General features: G+C 44.2%; 22 protein-coding genes. All 22 read right to left on the reverse strand.

Annotated elements, in window-relative coordinates; genetic code table 11:
* Positions 1–108: 108 nt before the first annotated feature.
* Entirely contained in the window at positions 109–1230 is a 1122-nt protein-coding gene (gene gmd, locus AABA75_RS16590; RefSeq protein WP_338293855.1) for a GDP-mannose 4,6-dehydratase, read from the reverse strand.
* Positions 1231–1434: 204 nt separating this feature from the next.
* Positions 1435–2844: a hypothetical protein gene (locus AABA75_RS16595; protein WP_338293856.1), complete on the reverse strand. Its 1410-nt coding sequence runs from the start codon at positions 2842–2844 to the stop codon at positions 1435–1437.
* A gap of 36 nt (positions 2845–2880) precedes the next feature.
* Complete coding sequence (locus AABA75_RS16600; RefSeq protein WP_338293857.1) at positions 2881–4335, reverse strand: N-acetyl sugar amidotransferase; 1455 nt, start codon at positions 4333–4335, stop codon at positions 2881–2883.
* Entirely contained in the window at positions 4328–5086 is a 759-nt protein-coding gene (locus AABA75_RS16605) for a HisA/HisF-related TIM barrel protein (RefSeq protein ID WP_338293858.1), read from the reverse strand. The genes AABA75_RS16600 and AABA75_RS16605 overlap by 8 nt, the downstream gene beginning before the upstream one ends.
* A 2-nt stretch (positions 5087–5088) precedes the next feature.
* Positions 5089–5694, reverse strand: coding sequence for an imidazole glycerol phosphate synthase subunit HisH (gene hisH, locus AABA75_RS16610; protein ID WP_338293859.1), 606 nt, complete (start codon positions 5692–5694; stop codon positions 5089–5091).
* A complete protein-coding gene (locus tag AABA75_RS16615; protein ID WP_338293860.1) occupies positions 5691–6830 on the reverse strand; it encodes a DegT/DnrJ/EryC1/StrS family aminotransferase in 1140 nt (379 codons plus the stop codon). The genes hisH and AABA75_RS16615 overlap by 4 nt, the downstream gene beginning before the upstream one ends.
* Positions 6823–7926 carry a Gfo/Idh/MocA family protein gene (locus AABA75_RS16620; protein WP_338293861.1) on the reverse strand — a complete coding sequence of 368 codons (1104 nt, stop codon included), beginning with the start codon at positions 7924–7926 and terminating at the stop codon, positions 6823–6825. Before AABA75_RS16620 ends, AABA75_RS16615 begins: the two co-directional genes overlap by 8 nt.
* Positions 7927–8039: 113 nt before the next feature.
* On the reverse strand, positions 8040–8633 hold the full coding sequence (locus AABA75_RS16625; RefSeq protein ID WP_338293862.1) for an N-acetyltransferase: 594 nt from the start codon (positions 8631–8633) through the stop codon (positions 8040–8042).
* A complete protein-coding gene (locus tag AABA75_RS16630; protein WP_338293863.1) occupies positions 8623–9363 on the reverse strand; it encodes a nucleotidyltransferase family protein in 741 nt (246 codons plus the stop codon). Before AABA75_RS16630 ends, AABA75_RS16625 begins: the two co-directional genes overlap by 11 nt.
* 1 nt (position 9364) lies before the next feature.
* Positions 9365–10825, reverse strand: a complete 1461-nt coding sequence (locus AABA75_RS16635) for a PfkB family carbohydrate kinase (RefSeq protein WP_338293864.1) — start codon at positions 10823–10825, stop codon at positions 9365–9367.
* 33 nt (positions 10826–10858) lie between these two features.
* Entirely contained in the window at positions 10859–11719 is an 861-nt protein-coding gene (locus tag AABA75_RS16640) for a sugar nucleotide-binding protein (protein ID WP_338293865.1), read from the reverse strand.
* A 49-nt stretch (positions 11720–11768) separates the two neighbouring features.
* Complete coding sequence (locus tag AABA75_RS16645; RefSeq protein ID WP_338293866.1) at positions 11769–12566, reverse strand: phytanoyl-CoA dioxygenase family protein; 798 nt, start codon at positions 12564–12566, stop codon at positions 11769–11771.
* Complete coding sequence (locus AABA75_RS16650) at positions 12563–13795, reverse strand: glycosyltransferase (RefSeq protein WP_338293867.1); 1233 nt, start codon at positions 13793–13795, stop codon at positions 12563–12565. The genes AABA75_RS16645 and AABA75_RS16650 overlap by 4 nt, the downstream gene beginning before the upstream one ends.
* Position 13796: 1 nt before the next feature.
* Positions 13797–14654, reverse strand: a complete 858-nt coding sequence (locus AABA75_RS16655) for a hypothetical protein (RefSeq protein WP_338293868.1) — start codon at positions 14652–14654, stop codon at positions 13797–13799.
* Positions 14654–15718, reverse strand: a complete 1065-nt coding sequence (locus AABA75_RS16660) for an alpha-ketoacid dehydrogenase subunit beta (RefSeq protein ID WP_338293869.1) — start codon at positions 15716–15718, stop codon at positions 14654–14656. Before AABA75_RS16660 ends, AABA75_RS16655 begins: the two co-directional genes overlap by 1 nt.
* A complete protein-coding gene (locus AABA75_RS16665) occupies positions 15711–16766 on the reverse strand; it encodes a thiamine pyrophosphate-dependent dehydrogenase E1 component subunit alpha (protein WP_338293870.1) in 1056 nt (351 codons plus the stop codon). The genes AABA75_RS16660 and AABA75_RS16665 overlap by 8 nt, the downstream gene beginning before the upstream one ends.
* A gap of 13 nt (positions 16767–16779) precedes the next feature.
* Positions 16780–17439: a class I SAM-dependent methyltransferase gene (locus tag AABA75_RS16670; protein WP_338293871.1), complete on the reverse strand. Its 660-nt coding sequence runs from the start codon at positions 17437–17439 to the stop codon at positions 16780–16782.
* Between the two features lies 1 nt (position 17440).
* Positions 17441–18547, reverse strand: coding sequence for a DegT/DnrJ/EryC1/StrS family aminotransferase (locus AABA75_RS16675; RefSeq protein ID WP_338293872.1), 1107 nt, complete (start codon positions 18545–18547; stop codon positions 17441–17443).
* A gap of 2 nt (positions 18548–18549) precedes the next feature.
* Positions 18550–19695, reverse strand: coding sequence for a DegT/DnrJ/EryC1/StrS family aminotransferase (locus AABA75_RS16680; protein WP_338293873.1), 1146 nt, complete (start codon positions 19693–19695; stop codon positions 18550–18552).
* A gap of 4 nt (positions 19696–19699) precedes the next feature.
* Entirely contained in the window at positions 19700–20692 is a 993-nt protein-coding gene (locus tag AABA75_RS16685; RefSeq protein WP_338293874.1) for a GDP-mannose 4,6-dehydratase, read from the reverse strand.
* The gene (locus AABA75_RS16690) at positions 20685–21248 is read right to left on the reverse strand and encodes an SIS domain-containing protein (RefSeq protein WP_338293875.1); all 564 of its coding nucleotides are present in this window, start codon (positions 21246–21248) and stop codon (positions 20685–20687) included. The genes AABA75_RS16685 and AABA75_RS16690 overlap by 8 nt, the downstream gene beginning before the upstream one ends.
* Before the next feature lie 58 nt (positions 21249–21306).
* A complete protein-coding gene (locus AABA75_RS16695; RefSeq protein WP_338293876.1) occupies positions 21307–22245 on the reverse strand; it encodes an NAD-dependent epimerase/dehydratase family protein in 939 nt (312 codons plus the stop codon).
* Between the last annotated feature and the right edge of the window lie 8 nt (positions 22246–22253).

Consider the following 22253-nt stretch of genomic DNA (forward strand, 5'->3'; position numbering starts at 1 on the left):
TAACTTTTAATAGTAAATGCTTTGAGCACTATTCAGTTAAATCTGTTACCTACGACGAAATTTATTGAATAATCGAGCGTCTGCCAACCATTAAATATTGTGAAGCGATTATTCATACTGATTGACTACAACTTGTTTTCTGGCCTGCTCTAAATCTTCCGCTACCATTTCAGACACCAACTCTAAAAAACTAGTCTTGGGGGACCAATTTAGTTTTTCACGAGCTTTACTGGCATCGCCCCACAGAACATCAACCTCTGTTGGTCTAAAGTAGTACGGGTCTATGTTCACTATTTCATCCCCTGGCTTAAGTTTGAACCTCCCTTTTCCGAAAGTCGCTCCAATCTTTTCCGGGTCAACCTCACTAACTAGCCCAACCTCATCTACCCCCTGCCCTCTCCATTCAATAGAGAAACCGATTTCTCTGGCCGCCACTTCGACAAATTCTCTTACCGATCTGCGTTCACCAGACGCAATTACATAATCCTCAGGTTGCTCTTGTTGTAGCATCAACCATTGCATTTCCACATAGTCCCGCGCATGCCCCCAATCTCTTAACGCGTTCATGTTTCCTAAATACAATTTGTCAATCAGCCCATAGGCAATACGAGACAGAGTGTAAGTGATTTTCCGAGTGACAAACGAAGTACCGCGCATTGCGGATTCGTGGTTGAACAAAATGCCATTACATCCATATAGCCCGTATGCTTCTCGATAGTTAATCACTGTCCAATAAGCAAATAACTTGGCAACAGCATAAGGAGAACGCGGATAAAATGGAGTTGATTCTGACTGCTGAGGGGATTGGATTTTGCCATATAATTCAGAAGTCGATGCCTGATAGAAACGAGTTTTGTGGGTTAAATCAAGATTTCGAATCGCTTCCAATATACGCAGGGTCCCCAAACCATTGACGTCTGCCGTATATTCAGGAGAGTCGAAAGAGACATGCACATGACTTTGAGCACCCAAATTATATATCTCATCTGGTTGAATCCTCTGGATTATTCGAGTTAGTGACAATCCGTCGGTCAGATCTCCGTAATGTAGATGAAATTCATTATGGTGCTCTTGGGGTGCAAATATATATTCATCGATTCTCTGAGTTGTAGGCACTGAGACTCGGCGCCTGAGTCCGTGCACGACATATCCTTTTGACATTAAAAGTTTCAGAAGATAAGCGCCATCTTGACCCGTAATCCCAGTTACAAGTGCTACTTTATTACTCATATTTTACCTATTAAAACCGGGCTAAAACAAAGTTAAACCGCCAGAATGCTTTGCTTACCAGCGTCAAATTACTACGATAACTATTTGATATTACTCTAATTACAAAACAGCGCCCAGCCCCGTGCTTAAAAATATAAAGCACTAAGCGTCGTACTCTACCAATTTTTTCTGTCCATATAATTATCGGCACCTCAGCATGTATTCTTAGCGTACATCTCTCCCAATCGCTTCTTCCAGATATCGATTGAGATTAGACTGCCAATTACAGGAGAAGTATTCATCGTGCAATTTTCTCCAATTTGATTCACGCGGCGGTAGCTTGCCCATATGCAATAATTCTTCCGCCAATGGCAGCTCTGGTATTTCGTCCCAACTACTGACCTTCAGGAAAAAAGTGGGAATGCCCTTTGCCCTAGACTCGTGCAATACGGTTGAAGGCTCACTGACGACAACGGCAGCTTTTGCTAATGACTCAGCCATCGACTCTCCATTTTCAGGTTTCAGGAAGTATTCTCCCAATGCCTTTGAGAACTCATCAGAATAGCGAGTCATTGTGGGATGTATTCGTACTTTTATTTTATAGTTGGGATGCTGGTGCATTAATTGTTTGGCGTAAGTAATTGTTTTATTTACATCAAAGCAATTTGTGCAGAGTAAAATATACTCTGGTTGGTAGTTAAAATTGTGTAACGCTTGTTGGTGAGCTACGTTACCCAATACGTAAGTATTGCCACCACCGGAGTATTTTTCACGCCACATTTCTGACCAAATCAAAAAGTCATCAGGGAAATACGGTTGCATCCAAGACGCCTCTGCCACACCCGGCCCGAAAAAATAACCACTGACGTGATTATTAAGCTGACCGTGCTGGATCTCAGCGACTCGGATCCCCATTTGTTTTAGCCATTTTATTTGAAATGCCCTGGTGCCATAACCAGCATTTTCGATGAAAGCAAGTTTAGGGGCGGTTTGTTCGATTAGTTGCGTATAAGCCGCTTTCCAATGGGGCAATCGGGTAGCCATAGTTACTAGCTTTGCCCTAATTGCGCTCATATAGTCTTGGTCAATCCACTGACTATAATGCTGCGCGATATAATGCATAAAATCATCAATCGTTTTTGAATCACGAGCTGATATTTTTGTATTATTGGCTTTTAGCCTGCCATATTGATATACCATTTCATGCCATATGAATCCATATTCAGAGGGATCCAGATATGAATCCTCTACGACTCTTGTTGTGTAGGGAGTGTCAGCGAATAACATTTCTTGCAAGTTTACACATCTATTGCCTTGCTTTTGACGATACAATTCCAAAGAAAATATAAGGATATCGACAGAAGCTAAATTACCGATATTCCTTTCTATTTGCTCTAACGTTAGAGCATTTAAGTGATATTTTCGCTCTTGTTGTAATTTGAAATTTGACTGTGATTCAGCCTGAAAATAGATGCCTTCTATGGCTTTATAGCATTGAAATAACAGCCCCATTCTCACGATAGGCCACATGTGTATTCCATCAAATTCAAAAGCAAAGTACTCCAGTTCATCAGCTCTCTCATGGGCAGTAATGAGCTCAAGTGGATACCGATACTTTTGATCAATTGAAGTCATTTTGACTACCTCTAATAACCGACCTGAAATTAATCTTTAACAATCGCGCAAACGGATAAGTGTTTTCTCTGTCATGTTAGGGAGTGAAATTAGATTTTGAAAGATCTCATCTTGGTACTTGTGGGAAGCGATTAAAAGCACCTCAAAATCCAAGGATCCCAGCACTTCGGGCGACTGTACTAAGATATCACCAAGATTGTGTTGGTTGTGGTTCGCTTTGTTATCGACCACTGCAACTATCTTCTCGTAAACACCTTTTTCTCTTGCTTGTTCGAGGGTTCTAGCACCAATTTCTCCGGCACAGTAAATTACAAATGTTTTCCCTTGGTAGCGGTCTAAATAGTGTTTCAGCAACGCGCTTGCTTGCTTTTCCACCTGCGATTCTTTCTTGAATAAATTGGCAATAAATCCACTCTGTTTGCGCAACTGGTGGCTGGCAGTAAAGTCGGAGGCATAGTGTTCGTGAGGTACTGGTGATGATTTCATTAACCCTTCAAAACTCTCAAGATCCATTTCCAATTTATCAATCACATAATCACGATCTCGCAAAAGCTGACGATTCTCAATTGCTGGTTTCGCTAGTTCCAGCATAGCCTGCTCCCGGTTGATTTCACCATTGCGAATCAACGCTGACAAGTGCACTTTACGTTTATCAACACCAAACTTAACAGGCAAGATGTATGACTGATAAAAACGAGTGAATACTGATTCAAAATGTTTACCTGAATAAGCTTCCCAGCCATACCCACTCTGTAACTCCTGCTTAGCCCGCGCCGCAGAATAATTGATTAAATTGAGCACATTAATAGATTCCGGACCGGTTTCAGACTGACGTAAGCTGGCCAACTTTTTTTGAGAGATTAAGGGGAAGGTACTGAGTTTTACTTCACCAAACTGCTTGTGAATAGCTTCGATATTAGTTTTATCGTCTTTATTCCAATTCCACGACAAAGGCATGCCATGTTCTGTCGCATAGTTAACACCGGATAATATATATTTGATGTTGTGCTTTTGTGCCAGTCGATACAAAGTAGCGGTAATTGCATGATCTGTAAGCAATTCGATATCTATTACTCCGGCACGTAAAAATGCTTTTTGCAAATCTCGAAATTCCTGCCAATCGATGATCAAGGTTTCTAAGTCGAATTGATGTTTATCGATAATTTTTGCGACATTTCGGATGGCAAGCCTTGAATTCCAGCCATTATCCAGGTGCACCACAAGGGGATTTAGATTCATTTCAGCAGCAAGGTGGGCCACATAAGAACTGTCTACCCCACCGCTCATACCGACTATGCAATCGTATTTAGCTGAGTGACTTTTGAGTTTCACCGCCAAACTGGCAAGATTTTCTTCCTCCTGCGCCGGCGAAACATGGTAAGTCTCATCAAAATTGAGACAGTGGCTACACACCCCTTTTTCATTGAAGTAAATGTCTTTGTCACTGGTGTCCATAACACACTGAGTGCAAACAATATGTTTTTTATTCATCAAACAAATTCCTCAATACCAGCTGCTCTGGATAATTTATTAGTACACCATTGTTCTTGAATACGAACATGCTTGACGCACTACAGGCATGTGCTCCTGCAGCAACCGCTGTAACCATATCTTGCAGGGATGCAGCACCGCCGTTAATCACAACAGGCAAGTCTGGAAATTCGGTAACCAAACGCTTTAGCAACTCCAGTTCATACCCCATGTAAGAACCATTGCGATTAACGTTGGTTAACAACACCTCACCCGGCGTAGCCAGTGCCAAAAGGTAGCGTATCCAGGTCATAGGATCTGCTACAGGCACTCTAGCTTTAGTGTGAGAATACACTTTGTTCTTGCCCAACCAGTTGCGTTTCACATCGATGTTCAAAACCACACTTTGTGAGCCATACTTTTGTGTCAACTCAGCAAATAATTCAGGTTGACTAAAAAGCACAGAATTAAGAATGACTTTTTCTATCCCCATTTTGAACAGAGCATCTGCGGCTTCAAGACTATTGACACCACCACCATAGGAAACAGGAAAAAAACAACGAGAGCGCAGTTTGTCCATTAATTTGAAGTCTGGTCCTCGACTATTTTTACTAGCGCCTCCGTCGACTACAACCAGTTCATCCACTTCCAAATCATTGAGCAAAGTCGCTGTATTAATGGGGTCACCGATATATTTTGATTTACCAAACCCTGTAGTTTGATAAACACCACCACCCATAATATGGAGCATTACAATGATACGAGGACGCATGCTTACAGCGCCTCAAAATTTTGGAACAAATGCATACCATATTTGTGGCTTTTTTCAGGATGGAACTGCACTCCGAAATAATTATCCCGCTGGGCAATGGCTGAAAATAACGCACCATAGCGAGTGACACCACCGGAGAATTTATCATCGTGTGGGATATAGTAAGAATGCAAAAAATAGAATCGGGCATACTCTTCGTCCATATTGTGCAATAACGCCGAGTTGTGTCCCGGTTCAATGTGATTCCAGCCCATATGGGGGACACGAGCAACCTGCTGAGCATCAAACCTGGTAACCGTAAGCGGTAACCAGCCAAATCCGGGTAGTTTACCTTCTTCACTGGACTGACAGAGGAGTTGTGCTCCGACACAAATCCCCATGTAATACTTGCCCTTCACTTGTACTTGTTCATTTATGGCTTCATCCATACCTGATGTTCGTAAACTAGACATCACACTGTCAAACGCACCGACACCGGGTAAAATAATCTTGTCACAATTGTCTAATTCTTCCGGTTGAGTAACTAACTGGAAGTCTATATCCAGAAAATTGAGCATATTCGCAATAGAACCAATATTACTAATGTTGGAATCAACTAAAGCGATCACCTTTTAACTTCTCGCTCTGTTTGATGGGTTTGCAGTGTCGCAGCTTGTTCGCAGGCGACACCAAGATGGTAAATAATTTTATCCAGATCACTTTGCGTTAAATACTGATGGCATGGAAGACTGAGTATCTTGCCAGATACATGTTTAGCTTTGGGTGTAACCCCGCGATATTGCTGAAATGGTTCATAATCATTAATCGTTTTAGGGTAATGGATCCCCGTTTCAATACCAGCTTGATAAAGACTTTGTTTCACCCAGTCTCGCTCTTCAACACGAACGACATACTGGTGATAGACAGGCTCGGCCCACTCTGAAAGCTTAAACAATTGCAGATGTGGGTTATCTTGCAAGCTGGCGTGCAAAATAGTCGCTTTTTCGCGGCGTAATTCATTCCAGGCAGGTAGGTATTTGAGCTTTACACAGAGTACAGCAGCCTGTAATGAATCCATTCGGCTATTTCGACCGCATATTTTATGGCCAAATTTATCTAGTCTTCCGTGATTCGCAATCATACGACAACGTCTTATCAACACCTCATTATCACTACAGATCGCACCAGCATCACCCATTGCCCCTAGGTTTTTACCCGGAAAAAAACTAAATGTGGAAACGTCTCCCCAACTACCAATAGTTTTGCCTTGCCATCTGGCTCCGTGGGCCTGAGCACAATCCTCTATTAGATACAGCTGGTGCTGTTGGCAAAACTGCTTAATACGCTGCATGTCTGCCGGAATACCGAATAAATGTACCGCAATAACGGCAGCTGTTTTATCACTTAGTAAGGACTCCAACTGTTCACAATCTAAACCGTAATGCTCTTCATTGATGTCAATAAATACTGGAATATGACCATTGTTCACGACAGCTTCTGCTGACGCGACAAAGCTGTTGGCAGGAACAATAATTTCTGCCCCCGGAGGCAACTGTAATGCCGCTATGGCAATTTCAAGTGCATCAGTGCCATTACCGCAGGCGAGGGAATACTTACTGCTACAATAACTGGCAAAGGCTTGTTCGAATATACTTACCTCTGGTCCGTTGATAAATGCCCCTGCACTGATAACTGACTGAATGGCGTCATCAAGCTCCTGCTTTAGTTCAGCATGCTGCTGGTGTAAATCAGCCAGTTTAATCATCAATTACTCCTAAGCGACATTTCTTGGGAGTGAACCGCAGGAACACTTCTTTGCCAGTTTCGATAGACTCATACAGAGCAGAAATCAGCTCCAGGCTCTTTCGGCCTTCAAGGCCATCCACCAAGGCAGGCTTTCCTTGTAATATCGAGTCCCTGACGTTTTCATAAAACGCTTTGTGTCCAAAGCCATACACATTGGGTGGATTTTCAGAATATTGCTCTATCTCTTCATCTACAGGTTGTTTATCTGCAAATTGCCACGTCTTCATTTCATTTACCGCGAAACCAGATATCTCTACGGTTCCCGTGGCTCCTAGAATTGAAATTGAACCTTCAAGATCTTTGGGTCTTGTGGCCGTAGTCGCTTCAATAACACCCAATGCGCCATTGCTAAACTTTAGAGTAGCAACTGCTGTATCTTCAGTTTCAATGTCCACCATCGCTGTAGAACTTCGGGCGTGAACACTCTCCACCTCCCCCATCATCCACTCCAATAAATCCACATGATGGCTAGCTTGATTTGTCAACACTCCACCATCATATGCCCAAGTTCCTCGCCATTCATCCTGGTCATAATAAGCCTGATCACGACACCAACGCACTCTTATAGTTCCCAACACCAGCTTCCCAAAACGGCCAGCTTCAAGTGCTTCTCTGAGTTTTACCACAGGTAAATTGAAGCGATTTTGTTTAACTACAAACAATCGACAATTATTCTTGGCGCAGGCCACCAGCATGCTGTCGGCATCTTTTAGTCTGAGAGCCATAGGCTTCTCTACAATAATATCTTTGCCATAGTCAGCCAACTCAATAGTATGTGAAGCATGCAGACCACTTGGAGTTAATATTGTTACCAAGTCGGGATTCCTGTGCTGCATTAGTTCATGCATATCTGTAAATGCAGGCACATGATATTTTTCTGCAGCCTGTTGAGCTTTTTCGGGCTCGATGTCGCACACTGAATCCAAAACCATGCCATCTATCTCATTAGAGGACAGAATTTCAGCGTGCTTTTTCAGGATCCGACCACAGCCTATCAGGGCGACTCTTAAACTATTACTCTTCGATTTAGATACAGGCAGGTTTGGGTTCGACAAAGCTGACTCCGGAATTATTGTTATTCTTATAGATCGGCACAGTTGGCCAGAATTTTAATGGTTTATTGTATTAAGGCTTTGAATCTGAAGCAGCTAACACATTATTGACGTCCTCAATCGATCAATGGCTGTGCGTTGAGCTTGTCGCCCCTTAGATAATACCTTTCATTGGACTCTTTGCAATCTGCAACTCCTTCCCCTGTAACGGGCAAAGGCAACCGGTGACCCGCTTTACTCACCCAACCAACTTGCCTGGCTGGAATGCCCAACATCAATGCATAATCGGTGACATCCGTTGCTACAGTGGCCCCAGCTCCAACTAAACAATAAGCACCCAAGGTTACGCCACACACTATAGTACTATTAGCTCCCAGCGATGCTCCCTGCCTTACCAGGGTCGTTTGAAACTCATCTTTGCGTTCTATAAACGCCCTGGGATTGACCACATTGGTAAACACCACGGAGGGGCCACAAAAAACGTCATCTTCGATGACGACTCTGGCATAAACTGACACATTATTTTGGATTTTGACCCTGTCACCTATTTGCGCGAGGTTATCAATGTATACATTTTGCCCCAACTGACAGTCTTGACCAATAATAGCCCGAGCGCAAACATGACTAAAATGCCAAATTTTAGAGCGTTTTCCAATTTCAGCTCCCTCATCAATAATAGCTGTTTCATGACTAAACCACTTATCTGTCATGAGTTAATTCCCCTGTATAGACTCCGTGATCTATGGCCAATTCATTTGCCCGCATTAACGTTTCCGGAGTACCTATATCAATATGAATATTTCGATTCAGAAATACGTTTGCTTTACCAATACATCTGGGAATAAAGTCTTTACACAAATCAATTTTTGATTCAGGCATAGCGATAACCTTATTTACTGCTCTGCTGTCCATCAAAAAAACAGCTCCGTTAGCCAAATTGTTCTGCCAGGGAATTTGCGGTTTTTCAACATAATCTTTTAGAATATCACCGTCGGTCACTTTTACCATCCCACAGGACTTTGGCGTTTGAGTTTCGAACAACATCATTGTCAATTCACAAAAATGTGGTCGATTGCGAAACTGAACTAAGAATGCTTGCCAATCCGTAATACAATAATTATCGGCATGAGCAATGAAAAACTCATTACCCTCAAAGAAAGCTGCGTTGTTGCGCAATGTCCCCATCGTACCTTGCAAACACTCCTCGTGTACCAGTTTCACCTTGGATTTATAGCAAGACTGAGATATGAACATTTCAACCTGTTGTGCAAAATAATGTGTATTGATCCACACTTCATCTACATCAAGTTGTTCGAAAAGACAATCCAGCCAGATGCCTAACAATGGCTTACCACCAATAGGCACAAGGCATTTAGGCATCGTATTTGTCAATGGCCTCAGACGGGTGCCTAAGCCACCAGCCAATAGAAATGCTTTCAAACTAACTCCGGGGTTGCATTTTATGCAGGTAGCGACGCAGCTCCTGAGCGTTAATAGGCTCATTACCCACAGTGCTGATATGTATAGCGCTGGCAATCATTCCCATCAAAGCTGCGTGCCAAACATCACACTCAGCAATCATCAGCAGGGAGGTGGTTACTAACAGCAAGTCGCCCGCCCCCGAAACATCAACAGGATTCTTATTCAGAGCAGGCAAAGAATCCAATTGCGGTCTTTGATTGCTGTTCTTATTCGCTACCATCGCACCGGCTTCAGCCAATGTCATCACAACATTACCAGGTTGTAGTCGATTAATGAGAACTTCTACTACCTGAGCCAATCCCACGCTGCTATCCAGAACATTAGTTGCCTGTCTGGCTTCCAGTTCAGTAGGTGTCACCAGACGCATTCTTCGAAACTTGTTTAAGTCGCCTTTTTGAGAGGAAGTCTGGCTATCTGCCACCATAGGTACGTCATGTTGCTCTGCCAGAGAAGCAATCTTCTGGACGGTGTCTTCAGACAACAACCCATAGCTGAAATCAGAAAACATAATCAAGTCATATTCATGTATTTGGCTTTCTATGGCCTGCAATAATGCATTTTGTGCCCGGGTATTTAATGGATGACTGCGAAACTCATTAACTCTCAGCAACGTCTTATTGCCACTTCGGTAGCGTTTTTTAACAGTAGTGGGGCGGGTTTCATCGTTCACCAAATTACAATGTACGCCCTTGTCATTAAGCTCTTTAATTAACCAGTCGGCCTTCTTATCTTTCCCGCAAACGGAATAAAAATCTACCTTGGCTCCAAAAGAACGAGTGTGGCACGCTACAATAGCAGCGCCGCCAATAAAACATTTTTTCTCGACTGGCGACACAACGATAGTAGGATCTTCGCGAGATAGACCTACTGGATCACAATCGACGTACTCATCCAGAATGATATCGCCAATGACGGCGACCTTTAAGTTGCTCAGTTGGTCGAGTGCTGAAGCAATGAATGATGGTTGAATATTGTGACGCTTGATATAGCTGAAGTAGCTTGATGGCAAATCGAAATCGGCCTGAAGACTTCCACTGGTTAAAATGCTGGTTGAATTGAAGGTACTTTCACCTGAACTAAATACCAGCTCTCCGCCCCACGCCTGAATAATCGACTGCTCTATGTTGTGACCGGATTTAAATTCATTGCCCTTCAGCACAATATCCGGCCTGAGCGTCAGCAATGTATGTTCCAGGTCATTCAACATTACAACATCATCTATAAAGCTAATCGCTTTTAATGATTCTAAACGTTCTGCGTCAGCCAAGATGTTTGCATCAAGGTTCTCCTTTTTCAACAAACCAATGACGAGTCTGCCACCCAATTCGCTGGCAAAGCGAAACATTCGAATGTGACCGGGGTGCAAGACGTTAAAGATCCCAGATATAAAGACCAGTTTATTGTGCGTTTTTCTAGTCATCGACTTCCTGATGAGGTGTTCGTATGGTTAGGTTTAATTCAGACGGCTCGCTGCTAAAAATTGCCCCAACACGGATTCAATATCTGGACTGAAAAAGCCCAAACTGTTTTCCAATGTATCGACATGCAAAGCGCTATATTTAGGTGTATTAATCCCGGTCTTGCTCGCTTCCACCAAGGATACATCAAGATCGAGCATGCTACTCAACATGACAAGGGTTTGATAGTAGCTAATGTCTCGTTGTCCCGATAATTGATGAATCCCCCCACTAAAATCAAAGAGGAGTCTGGTGATATACTGGCACACCTGCTCAATGTAGATTGGTGCCATCACCATATTAGTAAATGCAGTGACCTTTTCTCCGGACAACATTTTTTTGAGACTAGCTCTCAGAAATGGTTGTTCTGGCATCAGCACTTTGGTGAGCCGCAAAATGGCAACTCGATAAAACTGAGACTCGAAGCATTTTTCCAATGCAACTTTGGAAGCACCATATTCTGAAATGGGCTGCGTAATATCGTTACGTCGTGGCATCAATTTATCGCCACAAAACACCTGATTGGTTGAAAACAGTATCCAGTTTTTGGCAGGGATGATGTGATAAAGCTCCTCAACGGCCTTGGCATTAATATATCTGGCTAATTGTGGGTCTCGCTCACATGCTGCAATATTACTCATTGCAGCTAATACAACAACGGTGTCAAAATGCGACGCCTCAAAGAGATGAGCGGGACAATTGCTCGGTGAATTGAGATCCAGGTAATAATCATCCTGATCAGACCTTCCTGCGGTGCAGAGTTTAATGTTTGCGGTTAACTGCCAATGATTTTTGAGATGCTTGCCAATGGCCCCTGAGGCACCAATCAGCAGCACACGTTTGCTAGAAATATCCATTTAAAAACTTGGTTAATCGGCATGTCGCAAGACAAAGCGCTTTTACGAGTTATTGCTTAAGTCCAAGTGTGACGAATTCTTGAATTGGTGTCAAAATAGTAAACTCAAGGCTGACTCGAGTTTCATCGCTACTATTTATCATCCCCCCGTGCAATAGTTTGTCGTGGAAGATGATGCAATCGCCTGGCTGTGTCTCAACACTGACCAGGTTGAGACTTTGTAAATCTTCATCCAATACTGGTTTCTGCATACCATTTCGCCATTCTCCATGATACTTCCAATCATCTGAGTGCTGTGAGTGAGGGACAACTTGCAATCCACTGCTGCCCAGTACGGTACACACAGACATCCACAATTTAACTCTGGTGTATCCTGTTGGCATATCACCGTGTCCCAAATCCCAAAACCATTTATCAGCGTGTACCGAACCAATATCGGTATTCCCCGGGCGCACCAGACGCCAATATATACCCGGCCACCCCATATTCTCCTCATCTGCCAGAAGGTAATCCCCAAACAATCGATTTAATTGCGTACCAATGGCCCCGGAGAGCATTGATTTTACTGCTGATGGCCCCAGTAGCCGGGCATTTTTACTCCAGGTGCTGGCGTGATCGAAATCTTCAGGTTGATAAATCTTGTGATATTGGTTGATAGGCTCGGCGTGGAATTGCTTCACTTTGTGGGGACAAACCATTTGTAAAACATGCAAGTATTGCTCTGTTATCAGTGTCAGGATATGTTGATAATCCGGCATCGAAATATTCGCAACCAAATAGCCATTGTCAGTATTTAGCTCTCTCAACAATGCTTCGCGATTCAGCTCAGATAAACTGATTGCCTTCATTTTTGTAGTACCCTGTTAAAGTGCTCGATAACTTGCTCTGCTCTGCTGCGAAAGCTGTGATGCGTTTTAGTTTTAAGATAACCAGCAGCTCCGATTTCCTTCGCTTTAGCTGGATTTTGTAATAGCCATTGAGCCTTATCAACAGCTTCTCCGATAGAACGGTAAGTCACAACTTCAGTATCCGGTTCAAACAAATGCTGAATATTGCGCCCGTGCTCCACCATCATACAGGCTCCATTACCTGTTGCTTCGAACATACGCATGTTACCGACATCTCCGTAGGCATGCTCTGTGTGAATATTGAATGTAACCAGGGAGTCGGCTAATCCATCCAGGTATGCTTTGCCAAATAGTCCCGCTCGAACCGCTTGATGATTGAAAAACGCAAGAGGAGGTACAACCGGGTTTTTCTTATCGGCAATTTCTTTACAAATAGACAGCACTTTTGCGCTATCAGAGCTATTCCTCAGTTCTTTCAGGTAATCCGACCAAACAGCACGCTGATTATCTGTGTAGATTTTTGAGGACTCTTTACCGTACACCTTCAAATCCGCATTGTAAGTTAACCCCAATAGATACTCATATCGGGTTCTGTGATGCATGGTGCCGCAATTTCCAGTGGAACCAAAAAAACTAAAAGGAATGTTTTTATGTGTCTTTTGAGGGCGAGCATCATAACAGTAATAAAACAACTCTTTTTCGACGGTACCACTGTATTTTTCTTGCATAAAGGAAGGCACACAACATAAAAAGCTGTCGATTCCATAGGCCTGCATTTTGTTACGCAAAGGAAAGCCCATAGTACAGGTAATCCAGCGGATGCTTGGAACCCGCTCTTTGATATACTGCCAAAATCCACCTTCATACAAGCGAGCATTGTGAACAAACAGTACATCCGGCTTGAAGCGTCTTAACTGCTCTACAAGGATAGACATTATGACTTGCATTTTATCCTCAGTGAGAAAGTCATAGTCCAGACTTAAACCTTGTTCTTTCGCCCACTGTAATTGCAATGACTCGAGATCCCAAACAATATCAATAGCCTCAACCCCCATGCCCCTAAAATGATCTTCATAGCCAAAATACTGATGAAACTCTTGCTCTTTAATAACGTCTCGTTGTTCGCTATAGGGCGCAGATTTCAGCTCTGGGTTGTTGGCGTAAATCGAGCGAATGAATTCAGGGTAATGGGCGGCGACAATGCGCGCTATTTTAATATCTCTGTTCATGTCAAACCGGCCTGTGCGTGAGTTCTCGCTGTTCATCAGGCATTTTTTCGTAATAGGATATTGCGGCGCGAGACAAACCAGAACGGAATAAATTGCAGTAATAGCCCTCTTTTAGATTTTTTGACACCGGGGCAAAAGAGGGTTTAAGGCGAAAATCGATTGACCATCGAGTAATACAATCCTGATTCACCTTCTGTCCGTGAATAACTCCCAAGCTGAACATTAATATCTGATCTTCTGCCAGTGCAACTGGTGTCTGGGAATACTGTTCAGCTTGCTGGATCTCTTTTGGCGCATAAAGAAAGCCCATTTTATTGGCATTTGAGCCTTTTGCCACAACGTCGGATTGCTTTTTTATAGTATCAACAGGGCCTAGTTTGTGACTTCCTGCTACCAGGTTCAATGCCCCCTTTGAATTTACTCGGGTAAGATTCACGGAATTAGATATTTCATAAGCACTATTGCCATAGAACGTATCCCGATGCAGTCCAATGTTATCCTGATAACATCCGGGTCGAGCAATGCGCAGATAAGGTTGCACCTGGATATCAATATCCGGCCCATAAATGCTTTTGAACAGGCTTTGGTTATCTTTCACCAATGCGAAGTGGCTTTGACTCTCGCTTAACTTTGAGAACAGTTGAAACTGTATTTTTTTGTGCTCATTGTCACTAGAGACATACTGGTGATAGTTTTCAAGAGTAAGCTCAGGGTCAAAATAGGACTGCAGCTCACTCAGCAGCATTTTCTTAACCGCCTCTAGAGATGTAACACTAATGCCCGAGATGACCATAAAGCCATTATCTGCCATAAATTGAGTGGCGGTATCCAGTTCTCTACAGGAAAATATCATGTTCATTAAAAAGGACCTTTAAACCACTCGCCCGGCACATCGTGATGCTCCGTAAAAGGCAAGCGTTGTAACAAATGAGCGAAATCTTTTAAACCACACATTTGGCACACTTGTTTTACTATTTCTCTAGCATCGGGATGAAACTCTTTTGTCAAACCATAGCTAGTTGGCTCAGGCACATCCGGCATGGCAATTCGGGCCGGTGCGGTTTTGAGCTGTGCAAATTGTTTTTCTGCACTACGGGCCACTATTTCTGAAGAAACAGAACAAGTTAATGCGCCAGTATCCAGCACCAGAACCCGGCCAGTTTTGGCAATCGACGCTTCAATTGTCGCCCAATCTATAGGCTGCACCGTTCTCAAATCGATAACTTCTGCTGATATTCCCGCAGCCTGTAACACCTCGGCAGCACGCAACGCTTCCACCACCTGATAAGATATGGCCACCAAGGTAACATCTGTGCCTGCTCTTAAGACTTTGGCTTTTCCAAGGACATCATCTTGCCAGCCAGGCGGCACATTGCCCTCTTGATGATGCAACCAGCGATGCTCCAAAAACACCACCGGATTAGGATCGAAAATACTCGCTAACAACAGCCCTTTAGCGTCAGCGGCTGTCGCCGGCATCACCACTTTTAAGCCCGGAATATGGGCAAACCAAGCCTGTAAGTTCTGCGAGTGTGTAGGTCCCTGCCCCCAGCCCCGACCTAACATTAATCTTATGGTGATGGGCACCGAGCGCTGTCCACCAAACATGTAAAACCATTTCGCCGCAGCATTCACCAGCTGATCCATAGCCAATAAGAAAAAGTCTAATCGCTGATGCACCATGACAGGTTTCATATCATCTAACGCGGCACCAATGCCAATGCCCAACATGCCATTTTCAGATGTGGGCATATCAAATACTCGTGCTTCACCAAACGCCTCCTGCAGCCCTTCGGTGGTGCCAAAAATACGCTTTGGGTCGTCTACACCGAGGCCATAGCAGAGTACGTCTGGATCTTTTTCCATCGCCAGATGCATGGCTTCATTGATAGCTTGGGCAAAAGTTAAGCTGCGCTCAGCCATTAGCCACCTCTTCACGGTTTACATTGAAGTCGGGCGCAAATACAGCCGAGCAGGCTTGTTCAGCGGGAGGATAAGGACTGCTTTCGGCGAATTCAAACGCATCCTGTATCTCAGTCTCTAATTGCCGGGTCATCAATTGCAATGCTTGTGTATCGAGAATTTGTGCGTCAAAGAGCTGAGTTTTGTACAACTCGATAGGATCTTTTTCTTTCCACGCCAAAAACTCGGCTTCGCTGCGGTAACCAATATCATTATCATAATGAGGGCCACAATGTTCTCGCCAGCGATAGGTATGTAGCTCCACAAACGCCGCTGAATGCCCCTGCCGACAAGTATCAATCGCTGTAGAGAGGACGCGATGCGATTCTGCCACATTATTGCCGTCCCCCTCCTGGCTGTGCAGGCCAATCGCACTGGCGATATCACAAATTTTACGACCTTGTGGCTGCCTGACCTTCAGTGGTGAATAGACGGAATACAAATTGTTCTCGCAAACGAAGAGCACCGGTAACTTTTTGACAACCGCAAAGTTTGCCGCCTCGTAAAACACTCCCTCTTCAATGGCACCATCACCCAAAAACACGACAGTAATATCATTTTTGCCGCGCAACTTCTGAGAAAGAGCCAAACCAACGCCAATGGGGATAGTATTACCTACAATGGCTGTGCTGCCTTTAAATCCGACTCGTTCATCGATTAAATGCATGGAACCGCCACGGCCTTTGCAGCAGCCAGTTTCTTTACCATAGATCTCGGCCAGCATGGCTTTTAAGTCGCCACCTTTAGCCAGGTAATGGGCATGCGCCCTGTGTGTAGAAACCGCGAGATCGGATTTAGTTAAAAGTGTACCAATAACCGCGGGAACACACTCCTGACCAATGGACAAATGCGTGGGGCAACGCATGTTGCCCTGTGGATATCTTTTAGCGATTTCCTCTTCCACCATGCGAATACGCAACATACTTCTCAGGAAGCACAACTTATCTGTGTCACTTAAGTTTACAAATGTCTTGGCACTGGTTTTTGCTTTGGGGATTGAAGTATTCATTAAAGTGCGTCTCTCATGGGATAAACCAGTAATAATCACCGCTATAACCAACCTGCTGAAAGTAGGCTTTCCATTCATCGACGTGCATCATTGTTTTTGCAGTCAGGTTCCAGGCTTCCATTCGCTGTTTTTCCTCTTCATTGCGATAAGCATCCACGGTAATAAAGCTGCCTTTTCGGGTGACCCTTTCTATCTCAAGCAAAGCCGTTGTGAGTTGAGGCAGATCAAGATTGTGCAAAGTGGTAATAGAAAATGTGAAATCAATGGACTTATCAGCAAATGGCAGCGAAACGGCACTAGCCACCTTTAATGCTGGGGCAATTTCCGGTTTACAGTTTGCGATAGCATATTCAGAAACATCAATACCGTGTAAGTTCAGTCCCGGAATCATTCTGTCCAGGTCGTACAACATAAAGCCCTTTGCACAGCCAATGTCTAACAGAGTATCACCGGCTTTGATATCAAAGTGCTTTTGAAAATCAGGCACAACCGGCTCCCAAAATCTGGAATGATAATAAAACCCGCCGTAGCCATGAGAACGCTCTCCATCGAAAAAGGCCTTGCCAAACTGACGGGCTAAAGCCCTGTCTGCCTCGCTTTTCTGCTGACCTCGTTGCTCAACATTGCGCTTAGAGCGAGGATAGTGACGCATTAAATCAATTTCCTGTCCCACCTTATCCTCCCGCTTTTTGATAAAATGCTGTGATTTTCTGACATACGTAATCCACTTGATTGTCAGTTAGCTCAGGATAAATAGGCAGACTCATAATTTCTTTGGCCTGCTTTTCAGTTTCAGGAAAGTCACCTCGTTTATAGCCTAATGGCCGTGCCGCCTCCATCAGGTGCAGCGGGATGGGATAATGGATTTTGGTATCCACGCCTTGCTCTTTAAGGTATGCCATAAGCGCATCGCGCTCTGGCACGCGGATCACATAATTGTGAAATACCGCAGCATCTTCGGTTCGGACCTTAGGACAACTCACAAGGGGTGCCAACTTCTCGGTATATCGCGCCGCGATAGCCCGAAAACGTTCCGTCCATTCGGGTAAATGGGCAAGTTTTACATTACCAAATGCCGCCTGAATTGTGTCCAGGCGACTATTCACGGACCACTGTATTGAGTGGTCGCGATTTTCCAGACCATGGTTGCGCAGTTGCTTCAAGGCAAGGTATAAACTTTCATCATCGGTACTGATAAACCCGGCATCCCCCAGCAAGCTGAGATTTTTCAGTGGGTGCAGGCTAAAGCCTCCCGCAAGCCCCAATGAACCGACTTTCTTGCCGCGATAGGTGGCTCCAATAGCCTGAGCTGCATCTTCAATAATAACAATATCGCGCTCGCCGATGACCTTTGCAATTGCATCGATATCAGCTGGGTTACCAGTGAGATGTACAGGAACAACGGCTTTAGTGAATGGCGTGATCGCCGCCTCAAGTTTAGCGGGGTCAAGGTTGTAGTCATCGCCCACGTCGACAAAAACCGGTTTGGCCCCAACGACAGAAATTGCTCCGGCACTGGCGATAAATGAATTTGGCACAGTGATTACTTCATCGCCGGGTCCGATATTTAATGCTTTCATCACCAGAATCAGCGCATCGGTGCCATTGGCAACAGTAACAGCATATCGGGTGTCGCAATATTGTGCTAGCTGTCGCTCAAACTTCTCTACCTCTTCTCCTAAGATGAACTGACCGCTTCGTCCTAAGCGCACAAACTCAGCCACCAGCTCCGATTCGACCGCCTGAAACTGCGCGCCCAGATTAACAAATGGCACCTGCATTACTACTCTCCGTAAAAGGCTTTGATGGCACTCACCATAAATTGCAATTGCTCTTGGGTAATAAACTCGTGCACTGGCAAGGACATGCAGTTGTCAGCGAATCTTTCCGCCATGGGAAAATCGCCTTTTTTATGCCCCAGGAATTGGGCCGCCGGTTGCAAATGCATCGGGGTTGGATAGTGAATTTTTGCGTCAATACCCTGCCCCTGAAGATGGGCGATCAGCTCATCTCTGCGGTCAAACAGTCCCATGTAAAGATGGTAAACTGAACGCTTGTTGGGGTTGCGCTGAGCAAATTGGATTTGAGGCATGCCTGCTAATTGTAGATCCAGCCAGTCAGCATGCTGTTGCCGTTTTTCGGTAATATTGCGGATCTTATTATCCAGCAGATATTGTGCAACCACCGCCTGAACAGTATCAAGACGAGAATTATAAGCAAACACTTCGCATGTATCCCGGCCTACCAGCCCGTGGTTGCGGATCAGGGCGAGTCTCGTTGCTAATTCTTCGTTGTTAGTAACGATAATTCCGCCATCACCCCATACATTGAGGTTTTTCAGGGGATGCATACTAAAACAAGTCAGCTCAGAAAATTGCGCCATACCTTTACCATTAAGCTTGGCACCAATACCGTGGCAGGCATCTGCAACAACATTGATATTGTGTTTATCTGCAATCTCATTAATTCGCTCCATGTCACATGGCAATCCCGCCCAATGCACTGGCATGATGGCTTTAGTATTTGGGGTGATAGCAGCTTCAATTAAATCAGCATTGATATTAAAGTCATCCCCTGCATCTACGAACACAGGCCTCGCCCCTGCGGTAACGATGGCTCCGACGGTTGCATAAAAGGTAAATGGTGTCGTAATGACTTCATCACCCTCTCCAATTCCCAGCACCTTAAGCGACAGAAATAAAGCGTCAGTTCCAGAGCCCACACCGACCCCATATCGTCCATCGTTATAACTGGCAAAATCTCTTTCAAATTTGTCAACGGCAGCGCCCAGCGTAAAATCACCGTCCTGAATCACTTTTTTGACGCGACTCCAGATCTCTTCGTAATCGGCAAATTGCTGTGGAAGATAATTGTGGTTGATGGGATATTGGCCAGTGACTCGATACTGCTCTGGATAAAAGTTATTCACTGTATTAATCCTTATGAATGTAATTTAGGGGTAGCTTCTTAATCTCTTCCAGATTCTTACTCACCCATTCGATAGTGGCATCGATACCCGAAGATAGCGTTGTTTCAGGCTGCCAAGCCAGTTGCTGTTTAGCTTTACTGTCATCCATCAGATAACGTAAATCCTTGCCCGGCCTGTCTGGGACCATCTCCACAAAGTCGTCGAACTGGATGTGCATTTTATCGCAAATCATCTCCACCAATGCTTTTATTGAGACGAATTCGCTCGCTGAAAAATGATAGCTTTCCCCTATAACGCCTTTGCGCAAGGTAGCCAGTACCGCGCTGCCGACATCAGCACCGTAGATAAAAGCTCTGATGGCTTTTCCACCGCCGTGGAGTTGTAACTTTTGTCCCGTCAATGCGTAAATGATAGTACGGGGAATAATGCGGTATAGCTGCTGACCGGGTCCATAAAAGTTAGAGTAGCGAGTAAAGATTATCGGAAAGTTATACTGATTGAAGTAGGTTCTCAAACTCATATCAATTGCCGCATGAGATACCGCGTAAGGTGTACTGGGTAGATAGTGGTTATTTTCCTCTATCAGACTTTCAGAAGAACCATACACTTCAGGCGTAGAAATTCTGACATAGCGCTGTAGCCAGGTTTGTTGGCGCAAAAACTCGTGTAATTTAACCTTGGAGATAAAGTTTGTTTGATACCATTGCAACGGGTCTTGCCAGCTCTCAGCGACCATCCCTTGACCAGCAAAATCCACAATAAACTCAGGTTTTGTCTCATCCAGAAGATCGCATAAAGCCGAAAAATCACGATTTATGTCCAGTTGATGAAACTCATAATCTGGTTTAGCCAAAAGCTCGCGATAAGGTAGAAAAATATCTGAAGGCTCAGCAGAGCGATTGATGCCCACTACAGAGTATCCAGCCTCAAGCGCCGAAGCAATAAATTGACTACCTGCGAAAGAATTAGCACCTAAGACGAATATTTTCTCAAGCACGTGCTAGTTCCTGATTCAAATACTGCATCAGCATATGTCCAACAATTAATTGCGTATCTTCAGCGATTTGCATGTCATCTACAGGAAAATGGATAGCAACATCAGCCAATGTTTTTGCCTGCCCCCCGCTATATCCCAAAATAGCAAAGCTCTGCATAGATTTTTGTTTAGCCATTGCTAACGCATTTAGAATATTAGGGGAATTGCCACTACCCGAGAGCACAATCAACAGGTCTCCCGTCTCGGCCTTTACTTTCAATTGATGAGAGAAAATATTTTCGTAACCAATGTCATTCCCTAAACAGGTCAGAACCGAAGAATTAGCAGGCAAAGCCTCCACCTTCATCGCTTCGCCATCGGGAGCAATACCGTATAAAAAGTCATTAGCTAGATGAACGGCATTGCCAGCACTACCCCCATTGCCACAGAGGTATACGCGCCGGCCTTTTTGCACAGCTTGATAAAGCGCCTTTGCCAACACCTCCACCGGTGACCATTCCATCTCTTGAGTCGCTTTTTGCAGTTTCTCAAGGTAATTCGCTATCAGGTTTTTCATTCTAAGATCTACTCACAGGAACCAACCATTCCCTTTATTGTTAAGGCAGCACGTATCATTACGCCAAATTATTTGCTTGCATCCACTTTAAGTTGTGGAAGCGGGTTTCGTTCTTCAGCGCTCCGAGCTTATACGCTGCAATAATTTCATCAATGGCATCATTTACCGTCTTGCTCGGTTTAAATCCTGTCGCCAAAAGCTTATCTGAATTAATGCGATAGGAACGAGGATCGTTTGATGGTGTCACCACCAATTCAGCATCGACTTTTTCCACTACGCGATTGGCAATATCTAATATCGAAATATTTTCAAAACCGGCATTAAACACTCCTGTCACCTGCGGATTATCTAACAAGAAAAGGTATAAATTGGTAATATCTTCAATGTGAATATTAGGCCTTGTTTGGTCGCCTCCGAATACTGTGATGCGTCTGTTTTCCAGAGCCTGCATGGTGAGCATATTAACCGATACATCGAGACGCATTCTTTTTGACAGGCCACATACCGTAGCAGGACGAACAATCTGTACTGTCATTTCATTGGCATAACTTAACAACACCCGTTCAGAAACCATCTTGGTTTTGTTGTATTCTGAAATAGGCTCCAGCGACAACTCTTCTGTGACCTGTGTTTCTTCCTTTACGCCGTAAACACTGCCAGACGAGGCGTAAACAAAATGTTTGATGCCCTCTCGTTTGGCTTTATCTGCCAATTGCATAGTGGCCAAGGCACTGACTTCCCAGGTGAGCTTGGGATTCAAATCACCACAGGGATCATTGGCAATTGACGCAAGGTGCACAATGGCATCAATATCATTCAAATCAATGGCATGAGTGTCACGGACATCTTGCTCGAGGACCTGCAGCCTTTCATGGTCAGGCAAAAAATTTCCAAACCATTGAGTATCCAGCGCCACTACATCATGGCCGTTAGCCAATAGTTTGGGTACCAAAACCGTTCCTTTATAGCCACATGCACCTGTTACCAAAATTTTCATTGTTACTT

It is taken from the genome of Planctobacterium marinum, assembly GCF_036322805.1.
GTDB classification, from domain to species: Bacteria; Pseudomonadota; Gammaproteobacteria; order Enterobacterales; family Alteromonadaceae; genus Planctobacterium; species Planctobacterium marinum_A.

Coding starts and splice junctions, on each gene's coding strand:
- gmd (WP_338293855.1), bottom strand. CDS start 1,230: ATGAGTAATAAAGTAGCACTTGTAACTGGGATTACGGGTCAAGATGGC.
- AABA75_RS16595 (WP_338293856.1), bottom strand. CDS start 2,844: ATGACTTCAATTGATCAAAAGTATCGGTATCCACTTGAGCTCATTACT.
- AABA75_RS16600 (WP_338293857.1), bottom strand. CDS start 4,335: ATGAATAAAAAACATATTGTTTGCACTCAGTGTGTTATGGACACCAGT.
- AABA75_RS16605 (WP_338293858.1), bottom strand. CDS start 5,086: ATGCGTCCTCGTATCATTGTAATGCTCCATATTATGGGTGGTGGTGTT.
- AABA75_RS16615 (WP_338293860.1), bottom strand. CDS start 6,830: ATGATTAAACTGGCTGATTTACACCAGCAGCATGCTGAACTAAAGCAG.
- AABA75_RS16625 (WP_338293862.1), bottom strand. CDS start 8,633: ATGACAGATAAGTGGTTTAGTCATGAAACAGCTATTATTGATGAGGGA.
- AABA75_RS16635 (WP_338293864.1), bottom strand. CDS start 10,825: ATGACTAGAAAAACGCACAATAAACTGGTCTTTATATCTGGGATCTTT.
- AABA75_RS16640 (WP_338293865.1), bottom strand. CDS start 11,719: ATGGATATTTCTAGCAAACGTGTGCTGCTGATTGGTGCCTCAGGGGCC.
- AABA75_RS16645 (WP_338293866.1), bottom strand. CDS start 12,566: ATGAAGGCAATCAGTTTATCTGAGCTGAATCGCGAAGCATTGTTGAGA.
- AABA75_RS16650 (WP_338293867.1), bottom strand. CDS start 13,795: ATGAACAGAGATATTAAAATAGCGCGCATTGTCGCCGCCCATTACCCT.
- AABA75_RS16655 (WP_338293868.1), bottom strand. CDS start 14,654: ATGAACATGATATTTTCCTGTAGAGAACTGGATACCGCCACTCAATTT.
- AABA75_RS16660 (WP_338293869.1), bottom strand. CDS start 15,718: ATGGCTGAGCGCAGCTTAACTTTTGCCCAAGCTATCAATGAAGCCATG.
- AABA75_RS16665 (WP_338293870.1), bottom strand. CDS start 16,766: ATGAATACTTCAATCCCCAAAGCAAAAACCAGTGCCAAGACATTTGTA.
- AABA75_RS16675 (WP_338293872.1), bottom strand. CDS start 18,547: ATGCAGGTGCCATTTGTTAATCTGGGCGCGCAGTTTCAGGCGGTCGAA.
- AABA75_RS16690 (WP_338293875.1), bottom strand. CDS start 21,248: ATGAAAAACCTGATAGCGAATTACCTTGAGAAACTGCAAAAAGCGACT.
- AABA75_RS16695 (WP_338293876.1), bottom strand. CDS start 22,245: ATGAAAATTTTGGTAACAGGTGCATGTGGCTATAAAGGAACGGTTTTG.